Source organism: Pseudomonas sp. NPDC087639 (genome assembly GCF_044743385.1).
GTDB lineage: Bacteria > Pseudomonadota > Gammaproteobacteria > Pseudomonadales > Pseudomonadaceae > Aquipseudomonas.
Map to the genome: position 1 here is coordinate 16342 of NZ_JBIUWI010000039.1, position 12820 is coordinate 29161.

11 protein-coding genes and 1 other RNA gene are annotated in these 12820 nt (G+C 56.7%); 1 reads left to right on the forward strand and 11 read right to left on the reverse strand.

Going from position 1 to position 12820, the window contains the following annotated elements:
* Positions 1 to 7 precede the first annotated feature (7 nt).
* Positions 8 to 2077 carry a DNA polymerase III subunit gamma/tau gene (gene dnaX / locus ACIOVB_RS17060; RefSeq protein WP_401269636.1) on the reverse strand — a complete coding sequence of 690 codons (2070 nt, stop codon included), beginning with the start codon at positions 2075 to 2077 and terminating at the stop codon, positions 8 to 10.
* Positions 2078 to 2222: 145 nt separating this feature from the next.
* On the opposite strand from dnaX, the gene ACIOVB_RS17065 reads away from it, so the two are divergent.
* Positions 2223 to 2972 carry a substrate-binding periplasmic protein gene (locus ACIOVB_RS17065; protein ID WP_401269638.1) on the forward strand — a complete coding sequence of 250 codons (750 nt, stop codon included), beginning with the start codon at positions 2223 to 2225 and terminating at the stop codon, positions 2970 to 2972.
* 58 nt (positions 2973 to 3030) lie between these two features.
* Here ACIOVB_RS17065 and ACIOVB_RS17070 read toward each other — a convergent pair whose 3' ends face one another.
* The 10 genes from ACIOVB_RS17070 to ligA all read right to left on the reverse strand — a co-directional run.
* The gene (locus tag ACIOVB_RS17070) at positions 3031 to 3519 is read right to left on the reverse strand and encodes a hypothetical protein (protein ID WP_401269641.1); all 489 of its coding nucleotides are present in this window, start codon (positions 3517 to 3519) and stop codon (positions 3031 to 3033) included.
* 152 nt (positions 3520 to 3671) lie between these two features.
* Positions 3672 to 4055: a hypothetical protein gene (locus ACIOVB_RS17075; protein WP_401269644.1), complete on the reverse strand. Its 384-nt coding sequence runs from the start codon at positions 4053 to 4055 to the stop codon at positions 3672 to 3674.
* 16 nt (positions 4056 to 4071) lie between these two features.
* Positions 4072 to 5214, reverse strand: a complete 1143-nt coding sequence (locus ACIOVB_RS17080) for a polymorphic toxin type 44 domain-containing protein (protein ID WP_401269646.1) — start codon at positions 5212 to 5214, stop codon at positions 4072 to 4074.
* A gap of 187 nt (positions 5215 to 5401) precedes the next feature.
* Positions 5402 to 5947 (reverse strand): hypothetical protein, encoded by a 546-nt coding sequence (locus ACIOVB_RS17085; RefSeq protein WP_401269648.1) that lies wholly within the window; start codon positions 5945 to 5947, stop codon positions 5402 to 5404.
* 43 nt (positions 5948 to 5990) lie between these two features.
* The gene (locus ACIOVB_RS17090; RefSeq protein WP_401269651.1) at positions 5991 to 7958 is read right to left on the reverse strand and encodes a hypothetical protein; all 1968 of its coding nucleotides are present in this window, start codon (positions 7956 to 7958) and stop codon (positions 5991 to 5993) included.
* A 35-nt stretch (positions 7959 to 7993) separates the two neighbouring features.
* Positions 7994 to 8341, reverse strand: a complete 348-nt coding sequence (locus ACIOVB_RS17095) for a hypothetical protein (RefSeq protein WP_401269654.1) — start codon at positions 8339 to 8341, stop codon at positions 7994 to 7996.
* Entirely contained in the window at positions 8334 to 8786 is a 453-nt protein-coding gene (locus ACIOVB_RS17100; RefSeq protein ID WP_401269656.1) for a hypothetical protein, read from the reverse strand. The genes ACIOVB_RS17095 and ACIOVB_RS17100 overlap by 8 nt, the downstream gene beginning before the upstream one ends.
* 239 nt (positions 8787 to 9025) lie before the next feature.
* Positions 9026 to 9122: signal recognition particle sRNA small type (ffs, locus tag ACIOVB_RS17105), an RNA gene on the reverse strand.
* A gap of 146 nt (positions 9123 to 9268) precedes the next feature.
* Positions 9269 to 10432, reverse strand: a complete 1164-nt coding sequence (locus tag ACIOVB_RS17110) for a putative zinc-binding metallopeptidase (RefSeq protein WP_401269658.1) — start codon at positions 10430 to 10432, stop codon at positions 9269 to 9271.
* Positions 10433 to 10694: 262 nt separating this feature from the next.
* Positions 10695 to 12820 (reverse strand): NAD-dependent DNA ligase LigA (gene ligA / locus ACIOVB_RS17115; RefSeq protein WP_401269661.1); only part of this gene is annotated, 2126 nt, incomplete at its 5' end.

A 12820-nucleotide genomic window follows, 5' to 3' on the forward strand; every position in this document is an offset into this window, starting at 1 on the left:
TCAGTTATTAGCCTTGGGCGACCAAGGCGTCGACAGGTTCAATAGTATCGTGTCGCACGACCGCGCCGAACTGCTGGACCATCTGCTGGATGAACGGATCGCCGTGGATCGACTCCTCCGCTTCGCGCTGACGGTTGGCTCGGCGACGGGACGCGGCCTGGGCCGGGGTTTCCTGCTCGGGCTTGATCAGCTCGATGGTCAGGCTCAGCGTGCGGCCGTGGAACTGGTTCAACGCATCGTTGAGACGTCGCTGTTGCGTGGCGTTGAACAGTGCGCTGTGGGCCGGGTCCAGGTGCATCAACCAATGGTCGCCATCGACCGCGATCAGCGTGCAGTTGGCGGCGATGCTGCCGGTCATGCCGGAGATCGGCAGTTTCGGGAACAGCTCCAGCCATTGCAACGCCAGACCGGTGGCGGGTGCCGCGGCAGGTTCCGGCTCGGGTTCCGGCGCCGGTTCAGAGGCGTGTTCACTGGCCAGTTCGTCGAGGTAGCTGTAGGCCGAATCCATGTCCGGCTCGATGTAGTCCTCGTCCAGCGGCGGCTCGTCGTCCATCTCCATGCCCGGAGTGGCGGCGTCGACGTCAGCGACCGACGGCTCGGGGATCGGCGCAGCGGCCCACTCGGGTGCGTCCGGCACGACGCTGTCCGGGGTCGGCAGCGGCATCGGCGGCAGCTCGGGCTGCTCGGCGGCGGTTTCCAGCACCGGCTCGACAGCGGGTTGCTGCGCAGGCTCGGGCTCTGGTTCTACCGGATCGTTCCATGGCAAGTCGACAACGGCTTCGACGGCGACAGGCTCGGGTTCCGGTTCAGCGGCAACCACTGGCTCGGGAGCCGGTGCAGGCTCGACCACTGGCGCAGGCGTCGGCGCTGGCGCAACAGCCGCAGCGACCACCGGCGCAGCTTTAGGCGCGGCAGCCACGGAGTTTGCGGAATCAACTGTGGCCTGGCTGATCCCCACTGGCTTTAGCGGTTGCCTCGGGGCGTCCGCGGTGTCGGCAGGCCTGAAGGCCAGCATCCGCAACAGCACCATTTCGAAACCGCCACGCGGGTCCGGCGCCAGCGGCAAGTCACGACGACCGATCAAGCCCATCTGGTAATAGAACTGCACGTCTTCGGCCGGCAAGGCCTGAGCCAGGGCCAGGACGCGGTCACGATCACCATGGCCGTTGTCGACACCTTCCGGCAGTGCCTGAGCGATGGCCACGCGGTGCAGCACGTTGAGAATTTCCGAGAGTACGCCATTCCAGTCCGGGCCTTGCTCGGCCAGATGACGCACGGCTTCGAGCAAAGCCTTGGCGTCGCCTTCAATCAACGAATGCAGCACGTCATAGACCTGGCCGTGATCCAGCGTGCCGAGCATCGCCCGCACGTCGGTGGCCAGAACCTTGCCTTCACCGAAGGCAATTGCCTGATCGGTCAGGCTCATGGCGTCACGCATCGAGCCGTCAGCGGCGCGACCCAGCAACCACAGCGCATCGTCTTCGAACGGCACGTTTTCGGCGCTGAGGACGTGGGTCAAATGCTCGACCACTCGCTCAGGCGTCATGTTCTTCAGGGAGAACTGCAGGCAGCGCGACAAAATCGTTGCCGGAAGTTTCTGCGGGTCAGTGGTCGCCAGAATAAATTTGACGTAGGGCGGCGGCTCTTCGAGGGTTTTCAACAGCGCATTGAAGGAATGGCTGGAGAGCATGTGCACTTCGTCGATCAGGTAGACCTTGAAGCGCCCACGACTCGGCGCGTACTGCACGTTGTCGAGCAACTCGCGAGTGTCTTCGACCTTGGTGCGGCTCGCGGCGTCGATCTCGATCAGGTCGACAAAACGGCCTTCGTCGATTTCGCGGCACACCGAACATTCGCCGCAAGGGCTGGAAGTGATACCTGTCTCACAGTTCAGGCATTTGGCAATGATCCGCGCAATCGTGGTCTTACCCACCCCGCGCGTACCGGTGAACAGGTACGCGTGGTGCAGCCGCTGGCTGTCCAAGGCATTGATCAGAGCCTTGAGCACATGGGTCTGGCCGACCATTTCGCGGAACGAGCGCGGACGCCATTTACGTGCAAGAACCTGATAACTCATCGAAAACCGTCGCAACGAAGGAAGCTGAAGCGGCTAATGCTAGCGGAGCAAGGGCAAAATTGCATCCGGTGTCCTTCGCTAATCTGGCTAAGCTGCATCAGCAGAGGCTTTTATCGGCTCGGGATCGTGAATTACCGGAGCGTTTATGCGTTGGGCCGTGGGGGCTTTGCTGGGGATCAGCCTGAGCGTGACGGCAGCGGAACCCCCGTTGCGCTTCGCCGTGGCCGACAGTTGGGCGATGCCGATGGTGCAACTGGAACGCGGCCGCCCGACCCAGGGCATTCTCTATGACATCATGCTCAGCCTCGCGACCCAGGTCGGCGTGCCGGCACAATTCAACGTCCTGCCCCGCACGCGCATACAGAGTGCCATGGAACACGGCGAGATCGATGTGCGCTGCTACGCCGCACAGTCGTGGCTGCCGAATCAGTCGGGGGATTACATCTGGAGCATTCCGTTGTTTTTTCAGCGCGACTTGCTGATCACTCGCCAGGATCAACCCGCCAGCGCCGATCCTGCCACCCTGCCCCTCCAGTCGATCGGCACAGTGCTCGGCTACAGCTATCCCACCCTGCAACCCCTGTTCGACGCCAATCGCCTGCAACGCGAAGATGCGCGCAATCAGGAACAAGTGCTGAACAAACTGCTGGCCGGGCGTTATCGCTACGCCGTGAGCAATCAGTGGACGCTGGACTGGTTCAACCAGCGCCTGGCACCCGAACAGCAACTGCAAGGCGTCGCGGTGCTACAGGAGCAGAAAGTCGGTTGCTATGTGAGGAATGATCCGAAGGTGCCGGTGCAGCGGATTTTGCGCACGTTGCTGCGGATGAAAATGTCGGGGGAGATTGATGAGATTATTCGGTTGTATACCGGCAACTCCGAAGCCAGCCCTTAACCCAACCAAATGAAAAAAGGGACTCATGCATGAGTCCCTTTTTCATATCAATAGGCAATTAAAGCAGAGCGCAAGAACCAGACATCGGGATCTTCGCTACATCACCCTTGCCTACGCACAATAGTGTGACTTTCGCTCCCTTCTTCAGCGAAGCCAGTGAATCGGCTTCACTCTTTTCGAAAGCAAACTGCGGCTCCATGAACTGATTCACACCACCACGCAATGTGAGGTATGGATTACCCATGAAGTCAGTGTTGATGTCTGTGACAGTGCCCGACACCTTGAATTTTTTTCCTTTAAACTTCTGATCGGCAGCGACCGTGTTCTCGTTGTAAGCAACAGCAATATCACTTGCAGTCACAGTCGGTGTGGAAGCCAATTCCTGCTTTGCCTTCTCAAGCTCTGCTTCTGCACGTGCCTTTTTCGCGTCGGCGAGCGCCACTGCTTCCGCTTGCTTCTGCTCCGGAGACTTCATCGCATTGCTGATGAATCCAATAACAAAGAGGACAACTATGATAATGCCGAGCCATTTGAACAGTTTTTTCACGCCTTTCTTCCTCTGATAGTCGAGTTTTCCGTTAGCGCACTACACAAGCTCGCCGATGCTGCCTGACGATTTCAAGCGAAGCGATTCTCTAGAATAGGTACGGGCGATGCAAGGCCAGTTGCCATCATTTATCTCAGGAGTACTGACACAGGTTAGGGCTTGGCCATATCCCACTGGCACTTCTTCAGCCGATCTACGTCAGTACCACTCTCTTTCCGCGCATCAATGTTGCCGTCTGCGTCAAGATAGATGTCTGTATTAGGCCATCTGGGTGTGATGCTGATGCAATGATTACGTCCTCCCTTTTTACTCCACCACGAAAACTCCATGAAGAATTCGTCGTCTGGAAAGAGGAAACCATTGTCCATTGCCCCACCACCGGGACGCATGCCGCCTTTGTAAATACGATCTTGCACGTTCCAGATGTACCGGAACTCATCTTGCCCTGCTTTAGAGTAATGAACATTCACTGTCGGCAAAGCGATGTCCCAGTGAGCGATCACCAAATACACCAAAGGTATCCACAGCACCCGCATGAACCATGTCCGACGCTTACTGACAGTTGTGGGCACGGATTCCATCTCCCCAGCTCTCTGGTGGTATTGCAACAACTTCATCCATGATCATCTTCGCGGTCACTCCGCCTGCGGGATACTGTTCGGCGAGCTTAATCCCGATTTGAATCGATACCCTATCGGCAACGTCATCCCATGATCGCGGCGCATACCATGGGCTTGCCGTAGTGTGTGGGCCGGGATGTACTCTCTGCGCTTCAGGCTTGCTCAACTCGCCAGCTTTGGTGGCTGCGTCGGACAAAAGCTGCGCAACGCCAGCTCCGTCCAATAGCTCGCTTTCGGACATGCCGGCTATGACTCCGACATACCCGTAATGGATATTCGACCAGATATCGTAGAAGTAATCGTAGGCCCCCTGCTTGTGGTAAACGCCAACAAAAAGTTTGCGAAGCTTCGGCTTATGATCCCAGTCCATTCTCGGACCTACTTTACTTGCCCAGATTGTCCAAGCGGCGGCTATGTCCATGTAATTACCAAGGAGCCGGGCAGCTGGCGGACCCACGCCTTTTAGCGACGAAGGCTTCCTGTCTGGCGAAGCAGGATCATAGTTGTAGAGTTTTTGCATCGATGAGACTTCCGGGCTCAGGATATTTCGATTCATCTCACCTGCAATGTAGTCAGCCAGAGGCTCCATTTGGTCAGGATGGTTGCACGCGGCAGGTTGTACTTTATCCACATTCTGTTCTGGCTTCGGAGTGCCAGGATCTACGAGCGCGTTGGCGGCAACAGCCTTTTCTTTCAGTTGCGGATCAGCGAGAAGCGTGGCCATCTTCTCTTCGTCAACCGTCCCGTTGGGGCGAATCGCTCCAAGCGCCATGAAGTTGATGATGGTTGCCCCTCCAGCTCCCCCCATGACAAAACCACCACCGACATCACCCGATCCGGTGATGATCGTTCCACCGTGACTTGTAGGGCTTCCTAAATGTGCCATGGGGCGGCCATTTACCAAAATCGAGGGAAATCCCGTGATGATGACAGCGCCGCATCCACAGGCATCGCCCACACGAGCGGATCCCATGAAATTGATATTTGTATCAGCAGACGCAGATGCGATTGGGGTTGTACCGTGTCCCGGTAATGGGCAGACATGCTTGTCACCCAATCGAGCAGAGGAAATCATTCGTCGTCCTTGTATCGAACATAAAACCTCCGTCATTGGAGGTGAAAGTATTTTGCAGGCGCCGCGAGAGTAGCGTACGTATCGGGGGATGGTCTTTAGGAAAAATCCGATTCTGAGGCACGAATTGCCTGAGGACACAGTTTCAGTTTCTGTGGATGCAACAGGCTTCTAGATCGGGCACTGCTCCTCACATCCTGCTGTTAGCTGCATTGGCCACTATGTCCGTGAGAAGGCCATCAAAGGCATGTACCAACCAAACGAAAGCGCTCTTGTGGCTCTCCCATTCGGCGTTTGATACCTGCAAGTCTTCCACTGATTTTGGATGTAGCAATCGGTTCCTGACCGTATTACTCGGTTTTACATGGCGCCAGTCGGTTCCACCTCCAAGATCTCGCTCAGGAACGCTGAAGACTTTAACAACGAGCCTCATCGTCGCCTTTACATTCTCGAGCGCCTCAAATCGCTGACTATTCAGAAACTCCTTATCCTTCGGATCCACCTCGCATGCGCCCTCATCCACCAATAATGTTGCCATGTTTTTGAAGGCGAACGTAATAGCCTCAACATAAGCCCACGACGCACGGATAAAGTTTCGTCTAAGCACCTGACCGCTCTGGTCGGGAAAAGCGGCGAGTAGAACTTCCAAGTCCTCTCGCAGGACAGCATTCATGTCCAGCAAACTGGACATTGCTTTGTCGAAGCGTTCGCAAGCAGATTGCAAATCGGTGGACATACCATCCTTTCGTATTGCTGCTCATCCGTAAAAGTAGTGGCAATCAGCAGCCGGGCGACTCACGGAATTTCGGCTTTCGATTTTCGTGGTAATCGACCCACTCAACCACATCGATAGGAACGTATAGCTTTACTTTTGCACGGGAAATCGCGATGTACACGGCGCAAATTCGCTGATCAAATTCATAGGCATTTTTGAACATTTCGGTAGTGAGCAACTCCGGAGTCAGCAGAACTTCATCGAACTCCATCCCCCCTGCGCTCTCTGCCAGCATCAGCATGCAGCGCTTACCAGCATTGCCAATCACCCGATTCATCCGCGTCAGATCGGCAATCTTGAAGCCTTTTTCCAGCTTGGCCTTGACCCAATGAAAGGCACCATCGAATTGATTGGCGCTACAGACAGATTGCCAATCAGGCAAATCGACGAAGTCCGGATGTACGTCGTTTTCGCGAAGTTCGACACTGTAAAAGTCAGGATTAAATAATTCGATGGCAGTGTTCATGAAAAGACTTTGCTTTTTCTGCTCTTCCTTGTCCGCAAAGTCAAATGCGCAGTTGGCATCATGTAGTTCGATAACCCACTTCATCATGTCCCAGCGGGAGGCAGTGAAAATTATGCACCCCTCGGGCGGCACGAAGCCGATCGGATAATGCTCAATACCGACATCAGCGTCACGAGCGCCTTCAAACGGTATCTTGCTCTTTTGCGTATGACGGAATATCAACGGATTGACCAGACGCTCGATATCACGGCCAGAGCGTACGGAAAAACTAATGTCGCTTTGCCGCACTTCACGCTTCCTTTTAACCTCCACGCCGCTAGCCTGCTGGTACTCATCTCCAAGGGTAATTAGCACTTGACGGCCACGCTCGATGATTTGCAGCAGCGAGGCCGGTATATCCTGGCTCTCATCAATCAGCACATGCGTATAACGAGCCGGCACCATGCAGTCGGCCAAGCTCGCACGCTTAACCATCAATAACGCATCCAACCCTGTCAGGCTATTCCACGCTGGATTCATATCAAGGTAGCCCCATAGCCGACTTGAATACTCAAGCAGCACTGTGGCATCCGTCCGTGACAATGGCTGATTGAAATGCGGCAGATGGTTGGTCGAAAAGCTATGTTCTCGGGAGCGGCAATAGCGCTCGATCACTTGCAAGCAGACATCCAGCGTCGCCTGCCCGTCGTGATGACGGAAGCCGAAGATATTCAGCTCCTGAGCCACGGCTTGCTTACTCGCAACCCGCGCCGGGGTATTGGCGAACTGTGGTCGACGGCCGAGCAACAGAGAGTGCGCGAATTGCTGAAAAGTCCTGCCGGCCTTCTTTTCGATAACTCCTTTCATGCGCTTGCGCAGGTTTTCCAGTTTTGCATCGGTGTGCGCCAGCAGCAACGTCCGCCCGGGTCGCAAGTGCTCGAGCAGCGCCACCAGCAGATGACTTTTGCCTATCCCCGCATAGCCCTGGACGTGCAGATCCTCATCGAGATTGGCGCGAAAGGTTCTGAGCAATTTGTCCTGCGCAGCGCTCAACCAGCGCTCCCGTTGTTTGGGTGTAACCATCTGATGGCTGAAAGGATTATGGATCTTATGATGGCGGATTTTGTACCCGACATCCCATTTGCCATCCGGCAGCAGGTATTCTCGAGCCAACACTTCGTCTGCCAAGAGGAAACGTAGGTTCACACGCTTGATAGCATTCAGTCCGAAGTAGAACTTGCCAGGGTGGAATAATCGCTGTGCTTCGGATAGTAAACCTGCTCCCCCCGAGCGGCGAGAATCTACAGCCCACCCAAGGAGCTTGACCAGAATCGTCTCCGCTGCGACGGCGTTCAGGTCTTTCTCAGCCATTTGTGCCAAATTTTGAATGACCAGCACCGCTGCCAGTTCCGGATCGGTCAGGGCGTCGAGATTTTTAGTGCCACCTTCAAGAAGCAAGCTCGCGCAAACCGCCTCTGTGACGGGCAGGAACGCAGGACTGGATAAATCAAAATGTTCCGGGTGCATATAGCCTCATAGCCAAGATAGGGGGTTTCACAAGCTCAATCCCAACCATGATCTTCATTGATTTCGGGATCATCCTTCTCTGGATCATCGACTGACCAGAGAACACCATCTTTAAATACCCGAACTATTTCATCTCGGATCGGCGTTACATGGCGAACATCATTGAGCCAACCCAATTCGACCAATCTGGATCGTACGTCCCCAATCGGCATCCCCAGAGTAGTGCTCAAGCGATAAAGGATCCTTTCGGCGATTTGGATATTGCCATCCTGATGGTCGACATAGATGACCCCATGCCCGCGCCACTTCACCTCATAATGATCAAGTAGTGGCGCCAAGTGCTCAGCCAAGGACTCCTTTGCCATCCATTTCGAATCACTCATGGCTGACCTCGTCATTGATTCGAAGCTCAAAGCGGTAGCCCCCCAAAGTGCCCGACATCGCTCCGGGATAACTACCGTCCCCCATTCCTACGCTGGCTCCTTCAACACTGATTTTCCCCTGCAACTCATAAACAGCCATTTCGAGCAGCCTGAGCATGTTTCCGGGATTCTCGGCAGTCACGCGCAACTGCAGATCAAATTGCCCCGCAACCGTGTGAATTGAAGGCTGGGAATTCGGGAGCGGATCAAGAGACATGTCTTGCTGAGGATCATCATCAACCTTGCTAACGGTTGCACCAACTAGAATCGCAGCATGCTCCTCGTCCATGAGATCTAGCACCCCCGAAAGCTCAAGGGTCTTTTCAGGATGCAATTGCATCTGCTCCTTGATCTCTAGACGGCGTAGTTGCCAGGCCCGGATTTTTGCTTGGGTCGAGTTATCCATTTCACCCACTTATACTAGTTTTCAATGCTAGGTAGCGAAGTATGCCTGTCTTCATCTGCGATGGTTAAAAGGACGTGCAGGACAGGGAGGACATTTCACTACATGTGGCAACATTGCGAGCTGGGACTTTCCCGTATGTAGATTTTGCGTTCCCCGACAAATCGCAGACACAAAAAAACCGCAGTGGGCGAAACCCATGCAGTTCTGATTGAAGCGTTTGATGTTCGTTAAGGTGGTGCCCCCACCAGCCACACCCCGGCACACAATGTTCCCGCTGTGGCTGCTGCCTTCCGGCTCTGACCAGGTTCACGGGTAATCGTTGCGGGGGGACCGATGGGGTCACCATAACGACGCTCACCTGTCGGCGAGCCGCGCCATTGTACCTATCTGAGGTGAAGTTACAACCGTTGGTTGTAGATAAAAAATATGAATGGCTTCAAGGACATGCGTTGACGTTAAAAGATCGCAGCCTGCGACAGTTCCTACAGGGTCAGAACCTCATCCGCCTTGCCGCCCGCGCGCTGGATCACCAGGTGAATGAAATGCAGCTTGGCAATCGCCGCTGCCGGCAGCACGAACGGATAGAAATCCGGCTGGCCCATGCTGCGTGACAGTTCGTTGAGCATCCCGGCCAGTTCGATCCACGCGTTGACGAACGACAGGAAGGCTTCGCCACCGGGATGCTCCGGATCGTAGAGCGTACTGGTCGGGAACGGCTGGTAGTCGAAGTCCATCTCCCGCGCGCTCATGCCAAAGCCCAGCGCGGTGTCCACCGCGTCCATCATGTGCAGGTAATGCGCCCAGGTTTCCGCCCAGTCTTCCCATGGGTGCATGGTCGCGTAGGCGCTGACGTACTGCTGTGGCCAGTCCAGCGGCGCGCCCTGCTGATAGTGACGATCCAGCGACTCGGCATAACTGGCGCGTTCATCGCCGAACAGGTTGCGGAATGATCCGAGCCACGGGCCGTTGGCAATCAGCCGATCCCAGTAATAGTGCCCGACCTCATGACGAAAATGCCCGAGCAGCGTGCGATAAGGCTCGTGCATCTGCGCCCTCACCTGCTCGCGATGGGCATCGTCGGCTTCTTTGATGTCGAGGGTGATCAGGCCGTTGGTGTGGCCGGTCATCGGCGCTTTGCCTTCGAGGTCGACGCCGATGAAGTCGAAGGCCAGTCCGGTTTCTTCATCCACGGTTTTCGGGATGACCTGCAAGCCGAGGGTGATCAGTTGCGCGACCAGACGACGCTTGGCGATCTCGACCTTACGCCAGCGTTCGGGGTTGTCCGGATCGGACAAGTCGGGGATGGTGCGATTGAGGCTACAGGCGATGCACAGGCTGTCATGGCCGTTGAACGGCAGCAGCCAGTTGCAGGCGGCAGGTGTGTCGAGGTTGGCGCAGCGGCGGAACAGCCCGGCATCGGGGTCGGCGTCGAGCGTCCAGGTGCCGTCCTGCGGGCCGGGTTGCAACGAGGTCAGGCGACTTTGTTCGGGTTGGTAGCCCAACAATGCGCTGCACGCCAGGCACTGGCTGTTGCGAAAAAACAGCGACTGGCCGCAGCGGCACGGCCAGACTTTGCTGTTGCGTGAAGATTCGCCCATGAACGGCGCGACGATGCGAGAACTGAGCTGCTCGAAAAAGCGGTACATGGCGATCTCTCCCTGGGGCTTGCCAAGACTAGATCATTCCCATGACAACATCGTTCCCACTCATAACGGCGCTCCCGGGTGATAACACCATTGTGGCGAGGGGATTTAGCGAAACGTCGCACCGCCCCGGTGGGTTGCGAAGCAGCCCCAAAACCTTACAACTCGGTCGAATCAGACAAACCGTGTGCTCAGATTTTACGACTGCTGCGCAGCCGGTCGGGGATAAATCCCCTCACCACAGGTTTTGGGTTTACCCAATGACTCAGACGGAGATGCCGTGGGTTTTGAGGAAGGCGATAAAGGCTTCTTCATCCATCACTTTCACACCCAACTCGTTGGCCTTGGTCAACTTCGACCCGGCGCCCGGACCGGCGACCACGCAATGAGTCTTGGCCGACACCGAACCCGCCACCTTGGCACCGAGGCTTTCCAGGTGTTCCTTGGCCACATCACGGCTCATTAGCTCGACCTTGCCGGTCAGCACCCAGGTCTCGCCGGACAGTGGCAAACCTTCGACAACTTTTTTCTCGCTCTGCCAGTGCATGCCGAAATCACGCAGTTGTTTCTCGGCGCCCTCGGCAAGCTGACGATGCTCCGGCAGCGCAAAGAATTCACGCACCGAATTCGCCTGTTTTTCCGGCAACGCCTGACGCATGTCGAGCCAGTCGGCGTTCATCACCGCTTCCAGCGAGCCAAACTTGTCCGCGAGTTTCTGTGCGCCACCGGGGCCGACCGATGGAATGTGCAATTTGTCGAGGAAGCCTCCCAGCGTGGTGCTGGCAGCGAATTCGGCGCCTAACTCACCCTGATCCTGAATCTGCAAACCATGACCGAGCAATTCGCTGATCACCTGCTGGTTGTGCGCATCTTCAAAGAAGCTGTGAATCTCGTGCGCCACTTCCAGGCCAACATCCGGCAGGTAGGTCAGCACTTGCGGCAGAGCTTGCTGCACACGCTCCAGCGAACCCAATGAGCGCGCCAGCACCTTGGCTGTTTCTTCGCCGACATCAGGAATACCGAGGGCATAGATGAAACGTGCCAGGCCCGGCTTCTTGCTGTCGGCAATGGCTGCCAGCAGTTTGTTGCTGGAGACTTCGGCAAAGCCTTCCAGATCGACGATGTCGTCGAACTTCAGCGCGTACAGATCGGCCGGCGAACTGACCAGACCTTCGTCGACCAGTTGCTCGACGCTTTTGTCGCCGAGGCCTTCGATGTCCATCGCACGGCGCGACACGAAGTGGATGATCGCCTGCTTCAACTGCGCGCCGCAGGCCAGACGACCGACGCAGCGATACACCGCACCTTCGCTGACCGTTTCCTTGCCCTTGCTGCGCTTGATCAATTGCGTGCGCTCGACGTGCGAGCCGCACACCGGGCAATTCTCAGGGATCGCTACCGGGCGTGCATCTTCAGGACGCCGTTCAGTGACCACTTGCACCACTTGCGGAATCACATCACCAGCGCGGCGAATGATCACGGTGTCGCCGATCATCAAGCCCAGCCGTGCGACTTCGTCCATGTTGTGCAGCGTGGCGTTGGCCACGGTGACGCCAGCCACCTTGACCGGTTTCAGACGCGCCACCGGGGTGACAGCGCCAGTGCGGCCGACCTGGAACTCCACATCGAGCAGCTCGGTGAGTTCTTCCATGGCCGGGAATTTATGCGCGATGGCCCAGCGCGGCTCGCGGGCACGGAAGCCTAGCTCACGCTGATCGGCAATGCTGTTGACCTTGAACACCACGCCGTCGATTTCGTAGGCCAGCGAGTTGCGACGTTCGCCGATGTCGCGGTAGTAATCCAGGCATTCGCCAATGCCTTTGGCCAGTTTCAGTTCGTGACTGATCGGCATGCCCCACTTCTGCAACTGCTTGAGGTTGCCGATGTGTGTGTCGGAAATATCGTGGGAGACCTGACCGATGCCGTAGCAGCAGAATTCCAGCGGACGGTTGGCAGTGATCTTCGAATCCAGCTGACGCAAACTGCCCGCCGCCGCGTTACGCGGGTTGGCGAAGGTCTTGCCGCCGACTTCCAGTTGCGACGCGTTCAAACGCTCGAAACCGGCCTTGGACATGAACACTTCGCCACGCACTTCCAGCGTGGCCGGCCAGCCTTCACCGTGCAGCTTCAGCGGAATGTTACGCACGGTGCGCACGTTGACGCTGATGTCTTCACCCGTGGTGCCATCGCCGCGGGTAGCGCCACGCACCAGCACACCGTCCTGATACAGCAGACTGACCGCCAGGCCATCAAGCTTCGGCTCACAGCTGTACTCCACCGCCGCGCCGCCACCGAACAGATCGCCGGCCGGCAGATCCAGACCTTCGGTCACGCGGCGATCGAACTCGCGCATGTCGGTTTCTTCGAAGGCGTTGCCGAGGCTGAGCATCG

Coding starts and splice junctions, on each gene's coding strand:
- dnaX (WP_401269636.1), bottom strand. CDS start 2,077: ATGAGTTATCAGGTTCTTGCACGTAAATGGCGTCCGCGCTCGTTCCGC.
- ACIOVB_RS17065 (WP_401269638.1), top strand. CDS start 2,223: ATGCGTTGGGCCGTGGGGGCTTTGCTGGGGATCAGCCTGAGCGTGACG.
- ACIOVB_RS17075 (WP_401269644.1), bottom strand. CDS start 4,055: ATGCGGGTGCTGTGGATACCTTTGGTGTATTTGGTGATCGCTCACTGG.
- ACIOVB_RS17080 (WP_401269646.1), bottom strand. CDS start 5,214: ATGATTTCCTCTGCTCGATTGGGTGACAAGCATGTCTGCCCATTACCG.
- ACIOVB_RS17085 (WP_401269648.1), bottom strand. CDS start 5,947: ATGTCCACCGATTTGCAATCTGCTTGCGAACGCTTCGACAAAGCAATG.
- ACIOVB_RS17090 (WP_401269651.1), bottom strand. CDS start 7,958: ATGCACCCGGAACATTTTGATTTATCCAGTCCTGCGTTCCTGCCCGTC.
- ACIOVB_RS17095 (WP_401269654.1), bottom strand. CDS start 8,341: ATGAGTGATTCGAAATGGATGGCAAAGGAGTCCTTGGCTGAGCACTTG.
- ACIOVB_RS17100 (WP_401269656.1), bottom strand. CDS start 8,786: ATGGATAACTCGACCCAAGCAAAAATCCGGGCCTGGCAACTACGCCGT.
- ACIOVB_RS17110 (WP_401269658.1), bottom strand. CDS start 10,432: ATGTACCGCTTTTTCGAGCAGCTCAGTTCTCGCATCGTCGCGCCGTTC.